The sequence below is a fragment of the Geosporobacter ferrireducens genome (genome assembly GCF_001750685.1).
Lineage (GTDB): Bacteria > Bacillota > Clostridia > Peptostreptococcales > Thermotaleaceae > Geosporobacter > Geosporobacter ferrireducens.
In genome coordinates, this window is sequence record NZ_CP017269.1 from 4,273,756 (window position 1) to 4,298,095 (window position 24,340).

Below are 24,340 nucleotides of genomic sequence, written 5' to 3' on the forward strand. Positions count from 1 at the left end.
GAAGGAATATTGAATGAAGATTAAACTGGATCCGGTGACCCGATTAGAAGGGCATATGAAAATAGAAGTAGAAGTTGACAGCAGCAAGGAGGTTATTGCCGCAAAAAGTACAGGCAATATGTTTCGAGGCTTTGAAAATATATTAAAAGGCAGAGATCCAAGGGATGCTGTGCACCTTACCCAGAGAATTTGCGGACTTTGTCCTGTATCCCACGGAATTGCATCAGTGAAGGCACTGGAGATGTCCCGTAACTTCAGACCTACAGGGCAGGCGCGGCTGCTGAGAAACTTAATTCAGGGAGGCAATTATGTTGCTGACCATATCCTCCACTTTTATCATTTAACGCTGCTGGATTATATACAGGGACCGAACCGATCTCCGTGGAAAACCAGCTATGATACAGATATGCGGTTTTCTAAGTCTGCCAGTGAGGAAATGTTTAATAATTATTTGAAGGCCTTGGAAATCAGAAGGAAAGCCCATGAAATGGTTTCTCTTTTTGCTGGAAAAATCCCTCATGTAATGTCTATTATGCCTGGCGGTGTCACCAAAACACCTACTGCCTCTGAAATCAGCAATTATAAAAGATTATTGGGAGAAGTGAAAAGCTTTGTGGATGGACAATATCATGGAGATGTACAAAAGCTGGCATCGGTGTATAAAGATTATTTCCAGATTGGTGAAGGTTATCGTAATTTCATCTCCTTTGGGGTATTTGAATTGGAAAGTTCTTCCAATCCTAATTTGCTCTATCGAAGCGGACGGTACACTGAAGGGCAATATATGAGTGTGGAACCAAGAAGGATTACAGAAGACATCAAATATGCCTGGTATGAAGGCAAAGAGCGGGCAGAGCTGAAGGATGACAATACTAAGCCTACTTTAAACAAGTCTAATGCCTATTCATGGATCAAGGCACCAAGATATCTAGATCTTCCCCATGAGGCAGGGCCTTTGGCCAGAGCCTGGATCAATGGAGATTACAGAGGTGGGGTTTCGGTTATGGACAGACATGTGGCGAGGATGCTGGAAACCAAGAAAGTTGCCAATGCATTGTCACTATGGATTAATGAACTGAGCAGCGGTGAACAGGAGTACGACTCTAATTTACATATGGGTTACAGCGCTGGAGAAGGAGTGGGTGTGACAGAAGCGCCAAGGGGAGCCTTGGTACACTATATAAAGTATAAGAGTCAAAAAATTGAAAATTATCAAGTGGTGACACCTACCTGCTGGAACGTATCACCGAAGGACAACAATGATCAAATGGGACCTTTGGAAAAGGCCTTGATAGGCGTTCAGATACAAGATGTGAATAATCCTATTGAACTGATGCGGATTATCCACTCCTACGACCCATGCACTGCTTGTGCTGTTCATATTATGACACCGGAAGGAAGAATAGAAAATAAATTTATTGTGTCCGCACCAGGTTTATAGGGAGGGCCTTTGTGCCGTTCCGAGGAAGGGCGGGCGGACACGGTGGTACCGCCCCTACGAAGGCCTGATTTGTAGGGAACGGCCACTGTGCCGTTCCGAAATGCTATAGACAGACTTAGGGAACAAGGAGAAGCCTATGAAAAAAACAGCAGTGGTGGGAATCGGAAATATATTGCTGAAGGATGATGGTGTTGGGATTCACATTCTGAAGCATATTGAAGAAGCAGCATGGAGTAATGAAGTATTATTAGTTGATGGAGGAACCTGCATTTTTGACTTACTAGATGTTTTTTTAAAACATGAGAAAGTGGTGATTGTCGATAGTGTAAAGGGAGGACATGCTCCCGGGACTATCTATAGGCTAACCCCTGAAGAATTAGGAAACTTTGTAAAGGCTACAACTTCCTTGCATGATGTCCAAGTATTGGATTTGCTTCAGAATGTAAATCATATGGGATATTTTCCAAAGGTTATGATCATTGGAATAGAACCGGAAGAGATTTGTTTTGATTTAAATTTATCTAAGACCATAAAGCGACAATTACCGCGAATGATAGAAATTCTACGAACTGAAATTCTTGAAGAGAAGAGTGAAAAAAGTGCATGAAGTTTCCATTACAGCCGATTTGTTTGAAATTATAAAAGAGAATATCCTCTTGCACAATCTAAGCAAAATCAGTAGAGTAGTCTTAAAAATTGGCGAGATGACTTGTTTAGAGGAAAGTGCCCTGCGTTTTTCCTTCGAAGCCTTCTCGAAGGATACAGCGGTAGAAGGTGCAGCGTTGTCCATTGATCGTGTAAAGGCAACTGCACGGTGTGATCAATGCAAAAATATATATGAGATTAGCTACTTTAATAAGATTTGCCCTTTATGCAGTAGTTTCAGCAATGATGTTATAACAGGCTATGAGCTGTATATTGACACCCTGGAAGGAGAATAAGATGAAACAAATACAGGTAAAAAAGAATATCCTAAAGAGCAATGATGATCTTGCGGATAAAAATCGGGGTATTTTGGGACAAAAGGGCATATTCACCATAAACCTATTAGGCTCTCCAGGAGCTGGAAAAACCTCCGTACTGGAGCAAATGATCCGGATCATGAAGCGGCAGACAGCAATGGCAGTGATAGAGGGAGACTTATATACCACGAAGGATGCAGAGCGTATCGAGGCCCAGGGTATACCTGTGATCCAAGTAAACACAGGAGGCGCTTGTCATCTAGATGCAGCCATGATATCAGAGGCCTTAGAACACCTTGATTTGGAGCAAATTCGATTCTTAATCATTGAGAATGTAGGAAATCTAGTGTGTCCTGCATCCTATGACCTAAGTGAAGATCTGCGAATGACGGTCCTGAGTATTACAGAGGGAAACGACAAGCCATTAAAATATCCTTCTATGTTTCAGAGATCCGACATTCTGATTGTAAACAAAATGGATTTAATCCAATTTACGAATTTTTCTATGGAAGAGCTTTATCAGGACATCAAAGCATTAAATGAAAATATGAAAATATTTGAAGTATCCTGCACCACAGGGCAGGGATTTCAGAATCTTTGTCATTATCTACAACAAAAAATTGTGTGCAAAGGAGGAAAAAAAGATGCCTAGTTTAGGATTATCAGAATTGATTGTTATATTGGTGATCGCTTTGGTGGTTTTTGGACCGAAAAAGCTTCCAGAGATCGGAAAGGCTTTGGGTTCTTCTATTAAGGAATTTAAGAAAGCTGCAGTGGAAATTTCAAAGGATACAGAAGAAAAGCAGTAAAGATCTAGGGAGGAAGGATCATGACAAAACAAGAAGAGATGAGTATCCTAGATCATCTGGACGAATTGAGAAAGGGGTTGATTTTTTGCCTGCTGGCTGTTTTGGTGTGCTCAGCATTAGCCTATATCAAAGCCCCTGAGATCATTGGACTTTTGAAGGCACCTCTGGGAGATATTGACTTGGTCTTTATTACCCCAGCGGAAGGTTTTATGACAAGAATAAAGGCAGCATTTTTCGGAGGAATTGTTTTTGCTTCTCCTTTAATATTTCTTCAAACGATGTTGTTTATTGCACCGGCGCTCTATAAGAAAGAAAAAATAATCCTATTTTCCTGCCTCCCTTTTGTGATTTTATTTTTTGGAAGCGGTATAGTTTTTAGCTTCCAGTTTTTGATGCCCATGACTCTCCAATATCTTTTAAGTTTTGGAGATGGATTAATGGAGCCTATGCTTTCAGCGAGCAAGTACTTTTCCTTTGTAATGGGATTTACCTTAGGGTTAGGGCTTGTATTCGAACTGCCTATGGTTTTATTGATGCTATCAAGATTTGGAATTGTAGACTATAGACTGCTGGCGAAGAATCGAAAGTATATGATCCTGCTGATCGCTGTTCTCAGTGCAGTGATTACACCTCCTGACGCCGTTAGTCAGCTGGCAGTAGCCTTACCACTCCTATTCCTTTTTGAACTAAGTTTAGGACTAATGTTTATATTTCATAAAATTACCCAACGCAGGAGTATAAAAGCTAATGAGGAACTATAGAAGATTTATCAAAGTAACAGGAATAGTTCAAGGGGTAGGATTTAGACCCTTTGTATATAGAATTGCCTTAGAAGAAAATTTAAAAGGATGGGTAAACAATACAGCCGTAGGCGTACGCATTGAGGTAGAAGGAAACTTAGAAAACCTGGAGGCTTTTCAAAGAAAGCTGACAGAAGAAGCACCTCCACTATCAAAAGTTGAGGAAGTAATAGTAGAGAATTTACCTTACTTCGGATATGATTCCTTTAACATCGAAAAAAGTCATGGCAAAGAAGAGGTATTGACACTGATCTCACCAGATGTGTCGATCTGTGCTCAATGTGAAGAAGAGATTAAAAATGCCGACAATCATCGATATGGATATCCTTTTACCAACTGTACCAACTGTGGACCAAGATTTTCCATCATTCAGCAGCTGCCCTATGATCGAGAAATGACAACAATGAAAAAATTTCCCATGTGTGATAAGTGTAAAGAAGAATATAAAAACCCTTTGGATAGAAGATTTCATGCGCAGCCTAACGCTTGTCCAGACTGTGGACCACGGATGTGGTTAACCGATCAAAGGGGCAATCCCATCGATACCCAGGATCCTATGGAGGAGCTTTATCGTAGATTAAAGGCAGGAGCCATTGTTGGAGTTAAGGGTTTAGGAGGTTTTCAGTTAGTGTGCGATGGCAAGAATCCAGCGGCAGTCCAAAAACTTAGGACAAGAAAACGACGGCCATGGAAACCCTTTGCCTTGATGATGAGAGATTTGAAAACCCTACGCGCCTACTGTCATGTCAATGAAAAAGAAGAGGAGATTCTCACTGGAATTCAAAAGCCTATCCTTTTGTTAGACAAAAAAAACGAAGGACTTCCTGAAAGCATTGCACCGGGACAAAAACGGCTGGGGATCATGCTGCCCTATACACCCCTTCACCATCTGCTGTTTCATGGGTCATTAGAGGTTTTAATCATGACCAGTGGCAATATCAGCGGTTTGCCCATCGAATATAAGAACGAGGAAGCCATAGATCATTTGGGTGAAATTGTAGATTGTTTTTTACTCCATGACCGGGAAATCCATATTCCGGTAGACGATTCTGTATCTAGGGTGGTATTGGGAAAGGAGCGGCTGATCCGGAGATCAAGAGGATACGCACCGATTCCTATAAAAATAGAGGGCATAGAAGAAACCTTGGCCTGCGGTTCTCATCTGAAAAACACTTTTTGTATTTCAAAAAAAGATATGGCTTTTTTCGGACAGCATATTGGTGATTTGGAGAACTTAGAAACCTACCAGCATTTCCAAGCATGTGTCGACCATTTTAAATCTGTCTATGGAATTCAACCGCATATCATAGCCCATGATTTACATCCAGAATATCTTTCTACCGTATACGCTGAAAAAGAAACCGGGGATAAAGTAGCGATACAGCACCATCATGCCCATATTGCCAGCTGCATGGCAGAACATGGCATTCATGAGCCGGTCATTGGAATCGCCTATGACGGTACAGGTTATGGTACAGACGGAAAGATTTGGGGAGGGGAGTTCCTGATATGCGATTATGAAGGATTTCAACGGGTAGGACACCTAAACTATATGAGAATGCCTGGTGGGGAAACTGCGGTTAAAGAGCCGTGGAGAATGGCTGCCAGCCAACTTTATGCCTTAAGGGGAGAAGCTTTAGAACTGCCTCTGTCTATGGAGGTATCTGAAGAAGAAAAGACAAACATTATTCAGGTACTAAAACACCAGCTGAATTGTCCCGAGACCTCCAGCATGGGAAGATTATTTGACAGTGTTGCTGGCCTGCTGGGAATATGTAAAACCATTACCTACGAGGCACAAGGAGCTATTGAATTAGAAGGTATTTCAAACCTATCTGAATCTATTCCTTATTCTTATCAACTTGAAATACTGGATGAAGCCTATGTAGTTAATACCCGACCAATAATTGAGGAGATCATTCAGGATATAGAAAAAGGAGTAGAGGCTTCGAGAATTGCTGGAAGATTTCATGAAACGGTTATTCGTTTTACCATTGAATTATGCTGCAAAATTTATGAAAAATATGGGATTTCCAAGATTGTTCTCAGTGGGGGTGTATTTCAAAATGAAATCCTGCTTAAGGAAGTTTATTACCGTCTTACTGAGAAGGATTTTCAAGTATATATGCATGAACAAATTCCTTGCAATGATGGAGGAATTGCGCTGGGACAGTTGGTCATCGCAAACCGCAGAATCAAGAAAGGAGATAATAAGTCATGTGTGTAGCAGTTCCTGTAGAAATTATTAAAATAGATGGTCTGGAAGCCTGGGTAGATTTTGGTGGCGTCAAAAAACAGGTAAATATCGCTTTGGTGGATGATGTGCAGGTAGGGGATTATGTACTTTTACATGCCGGTTGTGCCGTTTCACGTCTTGACCGGGAAGAAGCGGAAAAGACCTTAGAGCTTTTTAAACGATATGCAATGGGACAAGAGGGTTAAGGTGGGTGTGAAAACTTGAAATATTTAACGGAATTTAGAGATCCTGGCTTGACCAGGAAGTTGGTTCAGAAAATAGAAAATATGGCTGATAAAGAGATTACCATTATGGAAGTGTGTGGAACCCATACCATGGCGATTTTTAAAAGTGGTCTCAGACAGCTTTTGCCGCACCAGATCCGCCTAATCTCGGGTCCTGGATGCCCTGTATGTGTAACACCACAGAGCTATATCGATACAGCCATACAACTGACGGAGAGACAAGATGTTATCATTACGGCTTTTGGAGATATGCTGCGGGTGCCTGGAACAGAAGGTTCTTTGATGGCGCAAAAATCAAAGGGAAGAGATGTCCGGATGGTATATTCTCCTTTGGATGTTGTTCAGCTGGCAGCAGAAAATCCTCAAAAGGAAGTTATTTTTTTAGCCGTTGGTTTTGAAACTACAGCACCTACCATTGCCTTAAGTGTAGAACAGGCGAAAAAAGCCAACATAAATAACTACTCGATTCTGCAATCCATCAAGACCATGCCCAATACCATGGAAGAATTGGTGAGAGAAGAAGATATTCAAATCGATGGATTCCTTTGTCCGGGGCATGTAAGTGCAGTGATTGGTGTGAAGCCCTATCGGTTTTTATCAGAGAAATACAGTTTACCTGCAGTGATAGCAGGTTTTGAGCCAACGGATATTATCATGGGTATTTATCACATCCTGGACATGCTTGATAAGAAAGAAAGTCAGGTTAGAAATGAATATACCAGACTGGTTACGGAAGATGGAAATCTTAAGGCATTGGAGATGATCGAAAGGGTTTTCGAAGAAACTGCCAGTGTCTGGAGAGGATTAGGATCCATCGAGGGCACAGGACTAAGGCTTAGACAAGACTATGAGTCCTATGATACGGTGAAAAAGCTGGGAATACAAGCGGCACCGGAGCAGCCGGCCAAAGGATGTATCTGTGGCGAGATTTTAAAGGGTAAAGTCAGTCCTTTAGACTGCAGACTCTTCTCAACCAAGTGTACGCCAGAAACACCGGTGGGTGCCTGCATGGTATCAGAGGAAGGCACATGTGCAGCATATTATCGGTATAAACCAAATCATTTTTAAAGTAAAGGTGGGATATCTTCATGGATTACATTACACTGGCCCACGGCAGTGGGGGAAAGGCAAGTCATCAGTTGATCGAAGGCCTTTTCTACAAACATTTTCAAAACGATATTCTTCTGCAAGGAAATGATGCTTCTATTCTTCCTAAATTTTCCGGAAGAATTGCTGTATCTACAGATTCCTTTGTCATCCATCCCATCTTTTTTCCAGGAGGAGATATTGGCAAGCTGTCAGTTTATGGTACCGTTAATGATTTAGCTATGAGTGGAGCAAAGCCTCTTTATATTACCCTTGCGTTCATTATTGAAGAAGGATTTTCAATGGGGGATTTAGAAAAAATCGTAGCTTCTATTGGTGAGGCGGCTAAAGAAGCAGGAGTAAAAATCGTTGCAGGAGATACAAAAGTGGTGGAGTCAGGGAGTGTAGATCAGATCTATATCAATACCACAGGAATTGGTATCCTGCCGGAAGATATAGACATAGGCGGTCAGAATGCGAAGGCAGGGGATAAGATCATCATCAGCGGCACCATAGGCGATCATGGCACTGCGATTATGGCACTGCGTAAAGGCTTTGAATTTTCTATAGACTTAGAGAGTGATTGCGGGCTGCTCAGTGGAATGATCCATGAAATACTTCACACAGGAGCAAAGGTCAAGGTATTACGAGATCCTACCCGAGGGGGCCTGGCAACTACCTTAAACGAAATCTCAAAGCAAAGCAATGTGGGGTTGCTACTGGAGGAAGCCGCTGTCCCAGTAAAGCATGAGGTAAGAAGTATGTGTGAAATATTGGGGCTAGATCCCATATATATTGCCAATGAAGGCAAATTGGTAGTGATTGTTGCAGAAGAAGATGCAGAAGCGGTATTAGGAGTCATGAAAAGTCATCCTATGGGTAAAGATGCAGCCATTATTGGAACTGTAGTGCATTCACCCCAAGGGCAGGTTTATGTAAAAACAGAGATTGGCGGCACAAGGATTCTCCAAATGCCGGTAGGAGAACTCCTGCCCAGGATCTGTTAGTAGAAAATAAAAGGAGATGAGTGACAAATGTGTATGGAAAGCCATTTGGTTACATTGCTGAAAAGATTAAATAAAGAAGATCATTATAATATCATAGAATGCATAGAGTTAAAAATTGCCAACAAAAAGAATGATGAAAAAGTAGAGGGGATTCAACAAACGCTTTCTAAGATGAAGGATATACTAGCCGAATACGAAACTCATGAAGGCTAGGTAATTCATTAAGGAGATAATAAGCGAATCATTCTAGGCTTTAATAGAAGCCATGAGGGAAGTTAATGGAATCGTTAAAATTAAGCCGATACTGCCGCAGAGAGAACGAACGACCTCCTCGGCAATTAGTTCTGTGTTTAAAATATGGGTAAAGGAAAGATCCATTTGACCAAATAATAAAAACAGTGGCAGGGATGCACCTGCATAAGCTAAAATCAGGGTATTGGCCATTGTGTCCATAATATCTTTTCCGACATTCAGGCCGGAAGCAAATAAAGATAATGGGGAAACCGATAGTTTGATGATCTCCAGGAAATTCTACACCTAGTAAAACTGCACGATGAATATGTGTGGCATTATCGGTACTTTCACTATGAACAAATGTTAAACTGCAAATAGGGAAAGACCTAAAATGCTTTAGTGTTTATGGGCATGATGGAGATCGGGTGTATGAGGATGAGCATGAACCATCTTTTCATGTATATGAAGATGTGCATGGTCTCCATGAACAATCGTCTCGTGGAAATGACCGTGATGTCCATCGGAATGGTTGTGCCTGTGCGCATGTTCAATCACTGGGTGCTCATGATCATGCCCGTGTCCTTCGATGACGGCGAAATATGTTCCTATAATCATGATGATGGAGGCAGCCACAAAAGATAGGGTGATTGGTTCAGATAGGATAATAAAGGATATGCCTACGCCGATAAAGGGGGCTACTGCATAATAGGTACTGGTTCTTGCAGCTCCCAGATGTCTTTGGGCATTAACATAAAAGAATATGCTTAAGCCATATGCAAAAAAACCCAGCAGCAATGAGAATAGAATATATCCAAGATGCCATAAGAGTTCACTTGCGAATCCAGCGATTACCAAAGCACCAAAGCCCGATGCCAGGCCTTTTATAATCACTACCTGCAATGGGTCCTTAAGAGAAAGCTTCCTTGTGCAGTTGTTTTCAAAGCCCCAAGAGATGCAGGCAAGCAATACAAAAACTGAACCCATCGAAAAGGATAGACTGGTAAAATCATTAACAGAAAGAATTATGCTGGATAGAGTAATCAAAATAATGGAAAGCCATAGACGCCGGTCGATGGCTTCCTTAAAGATCACCAGGGCAACAATCGAAGTTGCAACAATTTCAAAGTTAATCAGCAGAGAGGCACTTGCAGAGGTGGTCATGGTTAAGCCAAGCATTAAAAATATGGGTGCTATAATGTCTAGTACAACCATTAGGATTACAAAAGGCAGCTCCTTTTTTGCCAGTTTTGCTTCTACACGCTCAACGCCCAAAATTCTCTTTCCTAAGTCTATAAGCAACATGCCTAAGCCTGCTCCAAGATATAAAAGTGCTGAAAGCATAAGGGGAGGGATTTTAACAAGCAGCAGTTTTGAAAAAGGTGCACTCATGCCAAATAAAGCAGCTGCAAGAATTGCCTGTCCAATAGCCATATATTTCGTAGGATTTGATTGCATAGGATAACCTCCTTTATTTATGAAACCGATTAGAGGATATTTACGGATTAATATACTATAACATATATTTTCCAATTATGTAATAGTGTCACAATTAGATTTTGTAATGATACATTTATGGTGATGATAAGTCTTATTGCTAATATGAGACAACAATTGAATTGGAAAACCCTACCTGTGAATTTATACCATTTTTTATAAAAACTATAGTATAGATTTTTACGTTATAACCATACTATAACTGAAATCTTGTAGAAGGAGGTGTTGTGTGTGGCAGGAAAAGCAAAACAACAGGTGGATCAAAGTATGGCATCGGTGCAAACAGCTGTTAGCGCTTTACAGCAGGCTTTAGGCTCAGCAGAAAAGCAAGATAACAAAAATAGAATTCAACAGGCAATCAATTCACTGAATACTGCAGTTCAACAATTATCTGGCTATCAAGACTAACCTTAGACAGCGTGAATATAGCATTAGGGAAAACACCTTGTTTTTTAGCAGTAAAACAGGGTGTTTTATTTTCCTTGAAAGTTATTGGCATTTGCCAAAATTACTTGTATAATATAAATAGCAAATGCCAATAACTATAGCAGGAGGGATGTTTATGGAAATACAAAAGGAAAAAACCAATCCATTTACAAACATTAAACATATCATTGCAGTGATGAGCGGCAAAGGGGGTGTAGGAAAATCATCTGTAACATCATTAATGGGGGTAGCTTTAAATAATAAGGGTTATAAGGTGGGTATATTAGACGCCGATATTACAGGCCCTAGCATACCTAAGGTTTTTGGTGTAAATCAAAAAAGGGCAGTGGGCATGGAAAATGAAATCATGCCTGTAAAAACTGCTTCAGGGATCAAGATTATGTCTATCAACTTACTAATAGACCAAGAGGATGCACCGGTTGTCTGGCGAGGGCCACTGATTGCCAATATGGTAAAACAATTCTATACCGATGTCCTATGGGGAGATCTGGAGTATCTTCTGATCGATCTTCCACCGGGAACTGGAGATGTACCTTTAACCATTATGCAGTCATTGGAGATTGATGGAATTATTGTTGTTTCAACACCTCAGGATTTAGCCAAACTAATTGTAACAAAATCAATCAATATGGCAAAAATGATGGGAATTCCTATTTTAGGAATTATTGAAAATATGAGTTATTTTCAGTGTCCTGATTGTGGTAAGCAGCATAGTGTATTTGGAAATAGCGGCATAGAAACCATAGTTAAGGAGATGGATATTCCACTAATCGGAAAAATTCCTATCGATCCGGAGCTGACGTCTTTAAGTGATGAAGGAAAAATAGAATTATATGAGAAAATTAATTACACCTTTGGAGAAGCTTTTGGCATTCAAATTGAAAAGGTCATAGAAGCAGGAAAAGATGAAAATCTTTGTTTTCAAAATGTATAAGCTCTTTGTTTATGGGGGTGAAGGAAAATGAGAGTCGCAATCACTAGAGATGGGAGTATGGTATCAGAGCACTTTGGACACTGTGAAGCCTTTGAGATCTTTCAACTGGAGAGTGGAAAGATAAAAAATCAGTTTTTTATTGAAAATCCAGGGCATAGACCAGGATTTTTACCAGTGTTCTTATCAGAGAAAGATGTTAATGTTGTGATTTCAGGGGGAATGGGCGCAACTGCCCAAGCACTATTTGGAGAGAATAATATGGATGTTGTCGTAGAAGGTGTATGTAAAAATTGCAGGAGGTGAAATTTTGCCAAGACCTACAAAACTAAGAAAAATATCTTTTGTCCCTGAGAATACATACTTTATACCCATGGGTATAAAGACATGTTCCGTTGAAAAAATTACTTTAAAACTAGAAGAGCTTGAAGCCATGCGGTTAAAGGATTTGGAAAATTTTTCCCAAGAGGAATGTGCTGAGAAGATGCATATATCAAGACAAACTTTTCAGCTAATTATCGATGAGGCGAGAAGAAAGGTTGCGGAAGCACTTACAACTGGAAAGGCGATCGATATACAGGGAGGCAACTATACCTATAACATTTGCAAGTATCAATGTGAAGATTGCGGCAAAAAGTTTGATGAAGCTTTGGAGCAAGAAAACCGTATTTGTCCGAGCTGCGGTTCGGCCCATATCCTATGCACGGTTAAGGAGCATTGCTGCATGAAACCATGCCGAAAACACTGGTGCAACAGGCGTTAGTTTAAAGAAAAACTATGCGGCTATAGGGCGGATGCCTAAAGCGGTGGGGCGGAGCAGTTTAATTTAAGAGCATTTGTTTTATGGCTTTTAGTAGGAGACGACCTGTGTGTCGTCCCGAATTAATATAAAAACCGATAAATTGCTATTGTGCAATTTATCGGTTTTTATTTTTGTTCTATAAAGCTAGTACAACCGCTACGCCACGGGGAGGGTTCCTCAGGCACATAAAAACATCTGTGCCAGACGAACCCTCCACATGACTCCGCTATCTCACACAGCGTTATAATAGCTTTACTGCAACTTATATAGAAAATAAATTCATATATGTAACACAATTTGAAAAAAAGCATAGTATGAAATTAGAAAAAAATTAAAATGAGTTAACCAAAGCTAATGTTCTACAGTCAAATGCTATCCAGGTAATATTTAGATATATAGATTATGCATATTCAAAGAAATGAATTTAACATTGATCCGTAGATAGCTTTTTTATTTTGTCTAAAATTAGCTTTGGCTAATATATAAAGTAAGGAGGTTTATTATGGAACTGCAAACAATTTCTAAAAGTCATATTCCGCTTTCTGCGGTATCTATTGGTACAGTTGCGCAAGTATTCAGGTTAGAGGCAGAGGGCCTTCAGAGACGAAGACTATTGGATCTAGGACTTGTGCCGGGAACGGTTGTAGCGGCTGTCCGGAAGAGTCCGCTGGGAGACCCCATCGCCTATGACATAAGAGGCGCAAGGATTGCCCTAAGGACAGAAGAATCAGAAAAAATTCTTGTGAAAGTGATCACACAATAAGTTGATATAGAAGGGGGAAAGAAATATGGGACTCAGTTGTCAATCTTGTGGGAAGGCAGTTTTAGATACAAAATTTAATATTAAAACATCAGGTCAAAATGATCTGGTTATTGCACTTGCCGGTAACCCGAATGTCGGAAAGAGTACAGTATTCAATGCATTAACTGGATTGAACCAGCATACCGGTAATTGGCCGGGAAAGACAGTAACAAATGCAAGGGGAAGTTTTTTTCATAAGGGGAAAAGGATCATTCTCGTGGATCTACCGGGAACCTACTCGTTGCTGGCAAATTCTGTTGAGGAACAAGTCGCAAGGGACTTTATTTGCTTCGGGGAACCGGATGCGACGATTGTTGTAACCGATGCTACTTGCATTGAAAGAAATCTGAACCTTGCTTTGCAAATTATGGAATTAACAGATAAAGTAGTTCTGTGTGTAAATCTTATGGATGAAGCAAAAAGAAAAGGAATTGATGTGAATATAAAAGCACTGGAAGAAGAATTAGGAATTCCAGCGGTTGCAACTACTGCCAGGAGTGGTAAAGGGCTTAGGGATCTGATGGACAGAGTATATAATGTTGCTTTGGCACATGAAAAAACAGCGCCTCGCCCAATGAAATACACCCCGGCCATCGAAGAAGAGATTGAAAAAATACTACCTCAGCTAAAGGAAATATTAGGAGATCAATTAAATGCCCGTTGGGTAGCGCTAAGACTCATTGAAGGAGATGCTACAATCTTAGAATCTATCAATAATTTCCTCTATGATGATAATAAATTTGACTGTGAGGGGGTCGCTTGTGTATATGAGTGCTAGTGAAGGTTATGCCAAAAGCCATGGACTGGAACGATTACAGCAAATGTTAAATCAAGAGAAAGGGCTTGAGTTTAGAGATGGGATTGTGAGCAGTATTTACAGTACCGCCGAAGAAGTTGCCCATAAGACTGTGAAAAAGACTTCTATTACTAAATATACATGGGATGAAAAGCTTGATGATCTTCTTACTTCAAAATATTTAGGTTTTCCGATTATGTTTATGCTGTTGGGATTGGTGTTTTGGTTAACCATAACCGGTGCCAACTATCCTTCTCAAATGCTTGCTGATGCTTTCTTTAGTCTAGAAGAACACATAACAGGATGGTTTATGGCAGCAAATGTCCCTGTTTGGCTTCATGGCATATTGGTACTGGGTGTGTATAGAACCCTGGCGTGGGTTGTATCGGTTATGCTGCCACCTATGGCTATATTTTTTCCATGCTTCACGCTGCTAGAAGATCTTGGATATTTACCTAGAGTTGCTTTTAATCTCGACAAATTCTTTAAAAAGGCCGGAGCGCATGGGAAACAATCCCTCACCATGAGTATGGGCTTTGGCTGTAATGCTGCCGGGATCATTGCCTGTAGAATCATAGAATCCCCAAGAGAACGCCTTATTGCAATGATTACAAATAACTTTGTTCCATGCAACGGACGCTTTCCAACCTTAATTGCATTAGGCACCATTTTTATTGGGGGCGTCATTGCTGCACAGTATTCTACCCTTGCGGCCTCTGCTTTTGTATCTTTATTGGTCTTAATAGGTATCGGGGCTACATTTGTCGTATCCTGGGGTTTATCTAAGACCGTACTAAAGGGAATCCCATCAACCTTTACACTAGAGCTTCCACCCTACAGAAGACCCCAATTTGGTAAAATACTATATCGATCCATTATAGATAGAACCATCTTTGTTCTTGGCCGTGCGATAGTTGTTGCAGCACCAGCAGGATTAGTCACTTGGCTCCTTGCCAATATCATGATTGGTGAACAAAGTATCTTAGCACTCTGTGCTGGATTTTTACAGCCATTCGCCCGTATGATCGGCTTGGATGGGTTTATTCTAATGGCCTTTATCCTAGGATTGCCTGCCAATGAAATCGTCCTGCCCATACTGATCATGAGCTACATGGCAGAAGGGGCTATGCTGGAGCTGGACAGTATTCAAGCCATGAAGGAACTGTTTATTGCCAATGGATGGACCTGGTTGACAACACTAAATGTCATGTTGTTTGCACTTTTTCACTATCCTTGTGGAACTACCCTTTGGACCATACGAAAGGAAAGTGGCAGTCTCAAATGGACCCTATTTAGTGCAGTGCTGCCTACGTTGATTGGAATTGCCTTATTATTTGTGATAACACAAAGCGTAAGATTTCTCGGATTTGCATAATAACCAATAAAGTCTGGTAGGCATGAAAGGATTGTGCTTTTATTGGGTTTGAATTTTATCACTCCAGTGGGTGTCGCTAGGCGGTTCATTAAACTTATCATACATTTCTCTGACTTCTTTTAGCTTTAGAAAAGCAATGAGATTTTCTATGGCAGAAATCGTAGGAGGGCTTAAATAATGCTCCATAGCTTCTGCCTCTTTTTCTAAATTACAATTGCTGCGGATAACTTTTAGAAACTCCTGAAGTACAGCATTTCTTCTTACTAAGAGTCTGCCCAGCTTTTCCCCATCATCAGTCAATCGTATTTCTGTATATCTTATATATCGAATCAGTTTTTCTTCGTGTAATTTTTTCAGCGCCTTAACGACAGAGGGAGATGAAACATTTAATCGGTCGGCAATATCTAAAACACGTATGCTACTTTTTAGAATCGACAAACGATAAATTTCCTCTAAATAGTCTTCTAAACTTGGTGACAGCATATAAAAACCTCCCATCTGTTTTGGAAAAGCAGTATGCATGAAAAGGGGTTTTATCCCCATTGTTATTTTGATATGGCCATAATAAAAAATCCTATAACTATATTTATGGCAAAAGGACTCCAGAAATAACAAATTAATATCATACTTATTCAAATATACGCTTCATGCGCAGGAAAAATGGAATGCCATTGAGAGGGAGGAAAATAATATATATTTATCCACGTTATTACAGTTCATAGCGACTATGTCAATAGATTAACAAACAGCGAATATATGAACGGCTTATGGTGTATAAAATTTTATGTATAAGGGTGGGAATTTTCCACCCTTATTTATGCTAGCATCGGAAGCCGGCGCCGAAAAAAGGGAAGCAGAATAGAATTACAAGCAGCAAGAAGAAAAATAATAGACTGCTGTCGCATCCACCAAAGACACCACCTACTCCACATTGTTTATCAGCCATTTTGTTCACCTCCTTTGAATTTTATAAAAGTTTTAGAAAGTGTGAGATATAAAAATACAGCTTGTTTCTTCTCCTAATACAAAATATGTAGTTCATTAATTAAGTGATACACCTTAGCAATTGCAAAAAATACTATTTCGATAGAGTATAAACTATGGCTGGAAGGGGCGAAATATATTTGAATATGGATATTGCCGCAATGATATATCCAAGAAGAAAAATATAATACCTAGGGTAGGTCCTAGGTATTATAAGGAGGTGATAGATTGATGACTGAATTTATCTTTTGCTGGAATTGAATAGATTTATAGTTTATGGATAGTATAAACAAAACTTTTATGTAAAAGAGATTGGAGCAAATCTCCAATCCCGAAGCCTACTAGCATCCAATCCCACAGCCACCAAATAAAAATGGGGAGCAGAATATGATTACTAATAGCAAGAAGAAGAATAGTAGCTCATCACCAGTTCCAAATAATCCTCCTAATGGACCTTGGAATAAAATCACCAATAATAAAAAGAAGAATAGTAAGCTGGATTGTTCACCAGGGCCGCATCCAAATAAGCCGCCGACAAAACCGCCTAATCCTTTAGCCTCTGACATATAGTACACCTCCTTTTTATCTATATATCTTTATTCTTTGTCCTCTTTCTACTTTAGGATATGTGATATAAACCATATGTGTTACTTTCCGGATTCTAAAAATTATCTTATAGGGATGAGGGATTTTTTCAATTATTTAACAGACACCGATCCAGAATAAATCATATTTAGGGTAAAAGAAAAAGCTCCTTAAATTTAAAGAGCTTTTTCCATAGATGAAAAAGGCGATAAAAAACAACTAAAAACAGAATTTAAAGTAAAACATCTATGAAATTTCGTAAATAAATAAGCCATGAGGCTTCAGGCTTAGCCTTCATGACTTATTGCTGTCTGCTTTTATCAAAAAGCCTTAAATAGATTTACCATTTCAATTGCTGTTACAGCTGCTTCGTAGCCCTTGTTTCCGGCTTTCGTCCCGGCACGCTCGATTGCCTGCTCAATTGTATCTGTAGTAAGTACACCAAAAATTACAGGGACTTCTGTATCTAAGGATACACTGGCAATGCCCTTGCTTACCTCACTGGCTACATAATCAAAGTGGGGCGTAGATCCTCTAATAACGGCACCTAAGCAAATAATTGCATCATATTTTTGAGATTTTGCCATTTTTTTTGCTGCCAATGGGATTTCAAAAGCACCGGGTACCCAAGCAATTTCAATATCCTTTTCCTCCGCTCCATGACGTTTTAAGGCATCTATTGCTCCGGAGAGAAGCTTGCCGCCTATAAATTCATTAAACCTCCCCACGATAATACCTGCTTTTAAGCCTTGTGCAATCAGATTACCCTCGTAAATTTTCATATTTTACTCCTCCTCAAGATTTAATATATGGCCCATTTTATCCTTCTTTGTTTTTAGATAATAAGCGTTTTTTTCATTATGATTCATCTGTATCGGCACTCTTTCAACAATTTCGATTCCGTGACCGGTTATCCCCGCAAGTTTTCGCGGATTATTTGTCATTAATTTGATTTTTTTCACACCCAGATCATTCAAAATCTGTGCACCAATTCCGTAATCTCTCATATCTTCCGGAAAACCGAGGGCAAGATTTGCCTCTATGGTATCCATACCTTCATCTTGAAGGGTATAGGCCTTTAGTTTATTAATTAAGCCAATGCCACGGCCTTCTTGCCGCATATAAATCAGTACGCCGCGTCCCTCCTTAGAGATTTTCTGCATTGCAGCTGCATATTGCTCGCCGCAGTCACAGCGCATGGAACCAAATACATCGCCAGTGAGACATTCAGAGTGGACGCGAACGAGTATAGGCTCTCCATCGGATATATTTCCTTTTACTAAAGCGATATGATGCTCCCCATTTAGTTTGTTTTGATACCCAATGATGCGAAAATTTCCATACTTTGTGGGCATATCGGCTTCAGCAGCACGCTCAATCAATACTTCATTTTTTCTTCTATAGGTAATTAAATCGGCTATGGTAATGATTTTTAGTTCATGCGCCTTAACAAACAGCATTAATTCTGGAACTCTAGCCATGGTGCCATCTTCATTCATGATTTCACAAATCACTCCAGCCGGATAAAATCCAGCAAGCTTAGCTAAGTCGACAGCAGCTTCCGTATGACCGGCTCTTTTTAGAACACCGCCTTCCTTTGCTTCAAGGGGGAATATATGTCCAGGCTTTTTGAAGTCCGTAGGTTTAGCTGTTGATTCAAGTACTTTTTGGATTGTATGGGCTCTTTCTTGGGCAGAGATCCCTGTTGTAGTGTCTAAGGCATCGATAGACACAGTAAATGCGGTTTGATGTGCATCCGTATTATGGCCAATCATCTGAGGAATATCCAGCTCCCGTAATCGGGCCCCTATGATCGGCATACAGATTAGCCCACGGCCATATTTTGCCATAAAGTTTACTGCTTCTGCTGTTGCGGTTTCAGCAGGCATGAGTAGGTCTCCTTCATTTTCTCTGTCTTCATCATCTACGACGACAATCATTTTACCAGCACGAATATCCTCAAGGGCTTCTTCTACAGTGTTAAATTTATACATTGTTTTTTCACCTCATTGTTTATTAAATATTTTTACAAAAAACCATTTTCTTTTAAAAATTCCATATCAATGCCGGGTTTTGGAGCAGCAGATTCTCTAAAAGATAAAAACCGTTCAATATATTTTCCAATCATATCACCTTCAAGATTTACTGCATCACCGGATGATTTTGTGAGAAGTGTTGTTACATCCTTTGTATGTGGAATAATTGATACCTTAAAAATACTTTCATCTACATAAGCAACCGTGAGACTGATCCCGTCAATTGCAATGGATCCTTTTTCGATAATGTATTTTAAAATTTCTGGTGGAGCAGATATGGATACCCAAACTGCATTGTCTTCCTGTTTGAAATCCCGGATGATCCCGATTCCATCAATATGGCCACTGACCCAATGGCCTCCTAAACGATCGCCCAGCCGTAGAGCTCTTTCCAAATTAACTTTACTGCTGCTGGTGAGATTTGCCAGATTGGTTCTTCGCATCGTTTCAGCCATAACATCTACAGCAAAGCTATAGGAAGTAAAATCGGTAACGGTAAGACATACACCATTGACGGCAATGCTATCTCCTAATTGAACCTGTTCTAAAACTTTTTTTGCGTGAATCACGATTTTCGCAGATTTTGTGCCCTTGAGAATAGATTGTACAGTTCCAACTTCTTCAATAAGTCCCGTAAACACTGTTATAGAACCTCCTTTCTTATATAGGCTTCCACCATCAAATCATTGTCTAATTTAAAAAACTCCATATTTTCCAGAAGAAAAGCATCACAGATATGGGCTGCACCAGTGCCGCCTACTGGAGTTTTTGCAGTTGTACCGCCAAGTATTTTGGGAGCAATGAAAGTAATGATTTTATCTACAATCCCTTCTTGCAGGGCTGTGTAGTTTAATGTGCTTCCGCCTTCAAGAAGGACACTGTCAAATTTGTTTTTTCCCAGCCATTCCATTACATAGTTTAGATTCACCTGATTATTTTTTACTGGTGCCATAAGCACCCCAGCCCCAGCAGCTTCTATGGATTTTATTTTTTTGCTGTCAGCAAGTTCGGTTACAGCTACAATTGTTTTTTTATGTGTATCACACTTAAGAATATTGGATTCTAGAGGGATTTTGCCATGGGTGTCTAGTACGATACGAACCGGATTTCTGCCCTGCATTCCTTCAAGCCTTGTAGTGAGCAATGGATCGTCGGCTAAAACTGTGCCGATACCTACCATGATGGCTGAATGCTGGTGGCGAAGCAAGTGAACATATTTTCTTGAGGTTTCATCTGTAATCCATTTTGATTCACCAGTAGCAGCTGCGATCTTGCCATCAAGAGTCATAGCGGTTTTGAGAACACAAAAAGGAAGACCTGTAGTGATATGCTTTATAAAAACTTCATTCAGCTTTTTCGCCTGGTGCTCCAGTATGCCGGTAATCACTTCAATCCCTGCATCTTTAAGAATTTGTATACCTTTTCCGGCAACAAGGGGATTCGGATCTTTCATAGCAATAATTACTTTTTTAATGCCTTTTTTAACGATTGCCTCTGCACAAGGAGGTGTTTTGCCATAGTGGGAGCAAGGTTCAAGGGTTACGTACATGGTTGCGCCCCCAACGCTTTCAGTGGCATTACTAAAAGCATTGATTTCTGCATGGGGACCACCGTATAGCCTGTGATAACCTTCTCCAATAATAGAATCATTTTTTACAATGACGGCACCTACCAGTGGGTTGGGATTTGTATAACCGGTGCCCAGCTTTGCCAATGCCAGTGCTCTATACATATATGTACTGTCCAAAAAATCACCTCGATTTTTAAAATACAAATAAAATAAGCCCTGAAAATAGTATTTTCAGGGCATTTAATGTATATTCCAATATACACATATAGATTATATGTATCAATGGATATGCTTCTCCTTCTTCCATCCAGACTGTACTGTCGGTCTTGGAATTACACCAAGTCTGCCTAATCGGCTCGCGGACTATAACCGCCGGTCGGGAATTTCACCCTGCCCTGAAGGATATTCTGTTGTCATATGCTTATGCTAACATGGTCAACAAAATATGTCAAGACAGAATTATATTGCATCAAAATTGTATCTGTAATATAATGATTGTATCACTACAAAATAATAGGAGGGGTACAATTATGGAAAATGGTTTAAATGTATCGGTGAACGCTGCAGGCAAAACAAAAGAACTTGTAACTTCAGGTTTATTAATCAGTTTGGTATTTATTGCAACGAAATTTATCAATATTCGATTACCCATATCGATCAATGGTGGATTGATCCATCTAGGAAATACCATGCTGTTTCTAGCTGCGATCGTTTTTGGAAAAAAGAAAGGTGCAGTTGCAGGAGCCTTTGGAATGGGCCTGTTTGATATTGCTTCCGGATGGATGGCATGGGCACCTTTTACATTCATAATCAGGGGAATTATGGGATATATTATTGGAAGCATCGCTTATGCGAAAGGAAGAGATGGGAGAAGCTTTTCATGGAATCTTGTTGGCATTGTGATTTCCGGAGTTATTATGATTTTGGGTTATTATATAACAGAGGGTGTGTTGTATGGAAATTGGGTTACGCCGATGACATCTATACCAGGAAATATCGTTCAAATTTTGATAGGTGCAGCCATCGGTTTACCGGCTGCAGCAGCTGTTAAAAAGACAAAACTTTTTTAATGAGGAAGAAGGAGATTAAGAATATGAAAAATCCATTAATCATGACACCAGGTCCTACCTATATCCATGAGGAAGTCAGGATGGCAATGGCAAGGCCGATTACCAATCCAGATTTAGATGCAAGCTTTTTTGAGTTTTATCAAGAGACTTGTAGTCGGCTAAAAGAGATTATTCAGACTAAGAATGATGTATTCATCCTCAGTGGGGAAGGGATATTAGGACTAGAAGCAGCCTGTGCATCCTTAATTGAACCAGGGGATCGTGTGCTGTGTATTGATAATGGCATATTTGGAAATGGATTTGGAGATTTTGTTAAGATGTATGGCGGGGAAGCAGTTTATTTTAAATCTGATTATCGAAGGGCTGTCGATGTAGCTTTGCTGGAAGCATTTTTGAAAAAAGATCATGATTTTAGAATAGCTACCCTTGTACACTGTGAAACTCCTTCAGGAATCACAAATCCAATAGAAGGAATCTGTAAATTATTAAATCAATACGGCATTATTTCTGTAGTAGATTCAGTTTCCGCAGTAGGGGGAGAAGTGCTTAAAGCCGATGAATGGGCTGTAGATATGATTTTAGGCGGTTCCCAAAAGTGCCTGTCTGCTCCTCCAGGACTAACCTTTCTGAGTGTTAGTCCTAAGGCTTGGGAAAAAATATTAAATCGTAAGATGCCGATCATAGGATACTATGCAAATCTATCCCATTGGAGAAATTGGTATCAAGAAAAATGGTTTCCCTATACACAACCCATTAGCGATATTTACGCCCTGAGATCTGCCGTAGAACGATGGTTGATGGATGAGAACCCTATAGAGAGACATAAAAAAATAGCAGAAGCTGTTCGAAAAAGTCTTTTAGATGGGGGTTTGGATTTATATGCCGCTGATGGATTTTCAAATACAGTGACAACGGTTAATATCCCTGAAAATATAAGCTTTCAAGCCTTATATCAAACCATGCTAGAGGAGCATAATATTCTAATCGCAGGGGCCTTTGGGTTTTTAAAGGATAAGGTAATCCGTATTGGACATATGGGTGAAAATTGCCATGAGGATAAAGTGTACTTAACCTTAAAAGCTTTGGATCAAGTACTTAGAAAACATGGTATACAGCCGAAGGTGGAGCTTCACAAAGCTTTTATTTCTTATATGTAAGGATGGAGATGGTGAATATTGGAGAAATAATAACCATTGTTTATCCTATAAGAGAATGTTATAATGATTCGGTAGAATTGAATAAGACAGTTCGCAACCATCCTGTCTATAAACAAAACTATGGACTTACCGATTGAGGGATATATAGTCTATTTGTATGGAAGGGGACCGATATATCCCTTTTCTGATTTTCAGTATACAACAAATAGATATTATAGTACGTTTGATTAGGAATAAGTTTATGGGCAGATGATGCCCTTTTTTATTTTAGTTAAAAGGGGTGTATGTATTCAATAATCCAATAGGAGGAGGGACAAAATGAAAGTAGAAGGGAAGTTTTCGAATCATACAAATATTACTGCAGTTAGGAAGCTCACTATTTCAGGGCTGGTGATGGCTTTGTATATAGCTGTTATGTTTTTTACACAAGGATTTGCCTTTGGACAGTATCAAATTAGAATAGCGACATCACTGTATGCATTAAGTGCAATTTTTCCTTTTTTAATTGTACCCATGGGTATGAGTAATCTTTTAAGCAATACATTAATGGGTGGTTTGGGTTTGCCAGATATGATCGGTGGATTTATAGTGGGAATCATAACCTCTACGGCTATATATTCAATAAAAAGGTATAATCTTAGTGAATGGTTGATAGCCATTCCCATCATACTAGGACCTGGTTTGATCGTGCCGATTTGGTTATCTTATTTGCTAAATGTGCCTTATACGATTTTAGCCTCAAGCATTGTGATTGGACAAATCATACCAGGAATTACGGGTGTTTTATTAGTAAAGCAATTAAGAGATAAAGTGTAATAATATAGAGATTATCAAAGAATCATGAGGAGGTATTTCAATGGATGGAAGAACAGTGAAAGAACTAGAGGGTGTAACACTATTAGGAAATCAAGGTGTGAAATATAACTATGATTATGATCCTGCTGTTTTAGAGAGTTTTGTCAATAAACACCCGGACAATGACTATTTTGTAAAGTTCAACTGCCCAGAGTTTACGAGCCTTTGCCCAAAAACAGGACAGCCAGACTTTGCAACCATATATATTTCCTATGTACCAGACAATCTATTGGTGGAAAGTAAATCCTTAAAGCTCTATTTATTAAGCTTCAGAAATCACGGGGATTTTCATGAGGATTGTGTAAATATCATCATGAAGGATTTAATAAAGCTGCTGGAACCCAAATATATAGAGATATGGGGTAAGTTTACTCCAAGAGGCGGAATTTCAATTGATCCATTTTGCAACTATGGAAAAAAGGGAACGAAATGGGAAAAAGTAGCTGAAAAGAGATTGTATTATCATGATATGTATCCGGAGAAGATAGATAATAGATAGTACAATATGTGACAGGGGGTGGTTCTTGTGAATACAAAGAACTACCCCCTGTCACATATTGTAGGTGAATATTTTCATGTATAGTTGCCAATACTTTAGAAGCTAACAGAAGATTAC

At 39.7% G+C, this 24,340-nt stretch carries 31 protein-coding genes and 1 riboswitch; of the genes, 22 read left to right on the plus strand and 9 right to left on the minus strand.

The window, feature by feature from the left end; translation table 11 throughout:
- Positions 1–13 precede the first annotated feature (13 nt).
- The 11 genes from Gferi_RS20100 (at position 14) to Gferi_RS20150 (ending at position 8,799) form a co-directional block, all read left to right on the plus strand.
- Positions 14–1,441, plus strand: coding sequence for a nickel-dependent hydrogenase large subunit (locus Gferi_RS20100; protein WP_069979675.1), 1,428 nt, complete (start codon positions 14–16; stop codon positions 1,439–1,441).
- 136 nt (positions 1,442–1,577) lie between these two features.
- Positions 1,578–2,048 (plus strand): hydrogenase maturation protease, encoded by a 471-nt coding sequence (locus tag Gferi_RS20105; protein WP_069979677.1) that lies wholly within the window; start codon positions 1,578–1,580, stop codon positions 2,046–2,048.
- Entirely contained in the window at positions 2,041–2,382 is a 342-nt protein-coding gene (gene hypA, locus Gferi_RS20110; RefSeq protein WP_069979679.1) for a hydrogenase maturation nickel metallochaperone HypA, read from the plus strand. The genes Gferi_RS20105 and hypA overlap by 8 nt, the downstream gene beginning before the upstream one ends.
- A 1-nt stretch (position 2,383) precedes the next feature.
- Positions 2,384–3,055 carry a hydrogenase nickel incorporation protein HypB gene (hypB, locus tag Gferi_RS20115; protein ID WP_069979680.1) on the plus strand — a complete coding sequence of 224 codons (672 nt, stop codon included), beginning with the start codon at positions 2,384–2,386 and terminating at the stop codon, positions 3,053–3,055.
- Positions 3,048–3,212 (plus strand): twin-arginine translocase TatA/TatE family subunit, encoded by a 165-nt coding sequence (locus Gferi_RS20120; RefSeq protein WP_069979681.1) that lies wholly within the window; start codon positions 3,048–3,050, stop codon positions 3,210–3,212. The genes hypB and Gferi_RS20120 overlap by 8 nt, the downstream gene beginning before the upstream one ends.
- Positions 3,213–3,232: 20 nt before the next feature.
- Positions 3,233–3,973 (plus strand): twin-arginine translocase subunit TatC, encoded by a 741-nt coding sequence (gene tatC / locus Gferi_RS20125; RefSeq protein WP_069979687.1) that lies wholly within the window; start codon positions 3,233–3,235, stop codon positions 3,971–3,973.
- Positions 3,960–6,239, plus strand: a complete 2,280-nt coding sequence (gene hypF, locus Gferi_RS20130) for a carbamoyltransferase HypF (RefSeq protein ID WP_069979689.1) — start codon at positions 3,960–3,962, stop codon at positions 6,237–6,239. The genes tatC and hypF overlap by 14 nt, the downstream gene beginning before the upstream one ends.
- The gene (locus Gferi_RS20135) at positions 6,230–6,454 is read left to right on the plus strand and encodes a HypC/HybG/HupF family hydrogenase formation chaperone (protein WP_069979691.1); all 225 of its coding nucleotides are present in this window, start codon (positions 6,230–6,232) and stop codon (positions 6,452–6,454) included. Before hypF ends, Gferi_RS20135 begins: the two co-directional genes overlap by 10 nt.
- A 15-nt stretch (positions 6,455–6,469) precedes the next feature.
- Entirely contained in the window at positions 6,470–7,561 is a 1,092-nt protein-coding gene (hypD, locus tag Gferi_RS20140) for a hydrogenase formation protein HypD (protein WP_069979693.1), read from the plus strand.
- Positions 7,562–7,581: 20 nt separating this feature from the next.
- On the plus strand, positions 7,582–8,586 hold the full coding sequence (gene hypE, locus Gferi_RS20145) for a hydrogenase expression/formation protein HypE (RefSeq protein WP_069979695.1): 1,005 nt from the start codon (positions 7,582–7,584) through the stop codon (positions 8,584–8,586).
- A 27-nt stretch (positions 8,587–8,613) separates the two neighbouring features.
- Positions 8,614–8,799, plus strand: coding sequence for a hypothetical protein (locus Gferi_RS20150; RefSeq protein ID WP_069979697.1), 186 nt, complete (start codon positions 8,614–8,616; stop codon positions 8,797–8,799).
- A gap of 33 nt (positions 8,800–8,832) precedes the next feature.
- Here Gferi_RS20150 and Gferi_RS20155 read toward each other — a convergent pair whose 3' ends face one another.
- On the minus strand, positions 8,833–9,039 hold the full coding sequence (locus Gferi_RS20155; protein ID WP_069979699.1) for a YibE/F family protein: 207 nt from the start codon (positions 9,037–9,039) through the stop codon (positions 8,833–8,835).
- Positions 9,040–9,216: 177 nt separating this feature from the next.
- Positions 9,217–10,275 carry a DMT family transporter gene (locus tag Gferi_RS20160; protein ID WP_069979701.1) on the minus strand — a complete coding sequence of 353 codons (1,059 nt, stop codon included), beginning with the start codon at positions 10,273–10,275 and terminating at the stop codon, positions 9,217–9,219.
- Between the two features lie 270 nt (positions 10,276–10,545).
- Here Gferi_RS20160 and Gferi_RS28515 point away from each other — a divergent pair, with 270 nt between their 5' ends.
- The 7 genes from Gferi_RS28515 to Gferi_RS29205 all read left to right on the plus strand — a co-directional run bounded on the left by Gferi_RS28515 (position 10,546) and on the right by Gferi_RS29205 (position 15,467).
- Complete coding sequence (locus Gferi_RS28515; RefSeq protein WP_169833017.1) at positions 10,546–10,722, plus strand: hypothetical protein; 177 nt, start codon at positions 10,546–10,548, stop codon at positions 10,720–10,722.
- A gap of 154 nt (positions 10,723–10,876) precedes the next feature.
- Entirely contained in the window at positions 10,877–11,695 is an 819-nt protein-coding gene (locus Gferi_RS20165; protein WP_069979703.1) for an Mrp/NBP35 family ATP-binding protein, read from the plus strand.
- Positions 11,696–11,722: 27 nt separating this feature from the next.
- Positions 11,723–11,998, plus strand: a complete 276-nt coding sequence (locus tag Gferi_RS20170; protein ID WP_069979705.1) for a NifB/NifX family molybdenum-iron cluster-binding protein — start codon at positions 11,723–11,725, stop codon at positions 11,996–11,998.
- Between the two features lie 4 nt (positions 11,999–12,002).
- Positions 12,003–12,455, plus strand: coding sequence for a DUF134 domain-containing protein (locus Gferi_RS20175; protein ID WP_069979707.1), 453 nt, complete (start codon positions 12,003–12,005; stop codon positions 12,453–12,455).
- 541 nt (positions 12,456–12,996) lie between these two features.
- The gene (locus tag Gferi_RS20180) at positions 12,997–13,257 is read left to right on the plus strand and encodes a FeoA family protein (protein WP_069979708.1); all 261 of its coding nucleotides are present in this window, start codon (positions 12,997–12,999) and stop codon (positions 13,255–13,257) included.
- A gap of 25 nt (positions 13,258–13,282) precedes the next feature.
- Positions 13,283–14,074, plus strand: coding sequence for a FeoB small GTPase domain-containing protein (locus Gferi_RS29200; protein ID WP_069979710.1), 792 nt, complete (start codon positions 13,283–13,285; stop codon positions 14,072–14,074).
- Positions 14,064–15,467: a nucleoside recognition domain-containing protein gene (locus tag Gferi_RS29205; protein WP_069981531.1), complete on the plus strand. Its 1,404-nt coding sequence runs from the start codon at positions 14,064–14,066 to the stop codon at positions 15,465–15,467. The genes Gferi_RS29200 and Gferi_RS29205 overlap by 11 nt, the downstream gene beginning before the upstream one ends.
- A gap of 39 nt (positions 15,468–15,506) precedes the next feature.
- Here Gferi_RS29205 and Gferi_RS20195 read toward each other — a convergent pair whose 3' ends face one another.
- The 7 genes from Gferi_RS20195 to ribD form a co-directional block, all read right to left on the minus strand.
- A complete protein-coding gene (locus Gferi_RS20195; protein ID WP_069979712.1) occupies positions 15,507–15,950 on the minus strand; it encodes a metal-dependent transcriptional regulator in 444 nt (147 codons plus the stop codon).
- Positions 15,951–16,287: 337 nt separating this feature from the next.
- Positions 16,288–16,413, minus strand: a complete 126-nt coding sequence (locus tag Gferi_RS29050) for a hypothetical protein (protein ID WP_257785950.1) — start codon at positions 16,411–16,413, stop codon at positions 16,288–16,290.
- A gap of 379 nt (positions 16,414–16,792) precedes the next feature.
- Positions 16,793–17,017 (minus strand): hypothetical protein, encoded by a 225-nt coding sequence (locus Gferi_RS20200; protein ID WP_069979714.1) that lies wholly within the window; start codon positions 17,015–17,017, stop codon positions 16,793–16,795.
- A gap of 339 nt (positions 17,018–17,356) precedes the next feature.
- Positions 17,357–17,818, minus strand: coding sequence for a 6,7-dimethyl-8-ribityllumazine synthase (ribH, locus tag Gferi_RS20205; RefSeq protein WP_069979716.1), 462 nt, complete (start codon positions 17,816–17,818; stop codon positions 17,357–17,359).
- 3 nt (positions 17,819–17,821) lie between these two features.
- Entirely contained in the window at positions 17,822–19,030 is a 1,209-nt protein-coding gene (locus Gferi_RS20210) for a bifunctional 3,4-dihydroxy-2-butanone-4-phosphate synthase/GTP cyclohydrolase II (RefSeq protein ID WP_069979718.1), read from the minus strand.
- A gap of 32 nt (positions 19,031–19,062) precedes the next feature.
- A complete protein-coding gene (locus Gferi_RS20215; protein ID WP_069979720.1) occupies positions 19,063–19,713 on the minus strand; it encodes a riboflavin synthase in 651 nt (216 codons plus the stop codon).
- 2 nt (positions 19,714–19,715) lie between these two features.
- Positions 19,716–20,819 (minus strand): bifunctional diaminohydroxyphosphoribosylaminopyrimidine deaminase/5-amino-6-(5-phosphoribosylamino)uracil reductase RibD, encoded by a 1,104-nt coding sequence (gene ribD, locus Gferi_RS20220; RefSeq protein WP_069981532.1) that lies wholly within the window; start codon positions 20,817–20,819, stop codon positions 19,716–19,718.
- A gap of 114 nt (positions 20,820–20,933) precedes the next feature.
- A riboswitch (FMN riboswitch) is annotated at positions 20,934–21,049 on the minus strand.
- Between the two features lie 123 nt (positions 21,050–21,172).
- Here ribD and Gferi_RS20225 point away from each other — a divergent pair.
- The 4 genes from Gferi_RS20225 to queF all read left to right on the plus strand — a co-directional run bounded on the left by Gferi_RS20225 (position 21,173) and on the right by queF (position 24,223).
- Complete coding sequence (locus Gferi_RS20225) at positions 21,173–21,712, plus strand: ECF transporter S component (RefSeq protein WP_069979726.1); 540 nt, start codon at positions 21,173–21,175, stop codon at positions 21,710–21,712.
- 23 nt (positions 21,713–21,735) lie between these two features.
- Positions 21,736–22,869 carry a pyridoxal-phosphate-dependent aminotransferase family protein gene (locus Gferi_RS20230; RefSeq protein ID WP_069979727.1) on the plus strand — a complete coding sequence of 378 codons (1,134 nt, stop codon included), beginning with the start codon at positions 21,736–21,738 and terminating at the stop codon, positions 22,867–22,869.
- A 318-nt stretch (positions 22,870–23,187) separates the two neighbouring features.
- Complete coding sequence (locus tag Gferi_RS20235; protein ID WP_069979728.1) at positions 23,188–23,685, plus strand: QueT transporter family protein; 498 nt, start codon at positions 23,188–23,190, stop codon at positions 23,683–23,685.
- A 40-nt stretch (positions 23,686–23,725) separates the two neighbouring features.
- Positions 23,726–24,223 (plus strand): preQ(1) synthase, encoded by a 498-nt coding sequence (queF, locus tag Gferi_RS20240; RefSeq protein WP_330389429.1) that lies wholly within the window; start codon positions 23,726–23,728, stop codon positions 24,221–24,223.
- Positions 24,224–24,340: the final 117 nt, after the last annotated feature.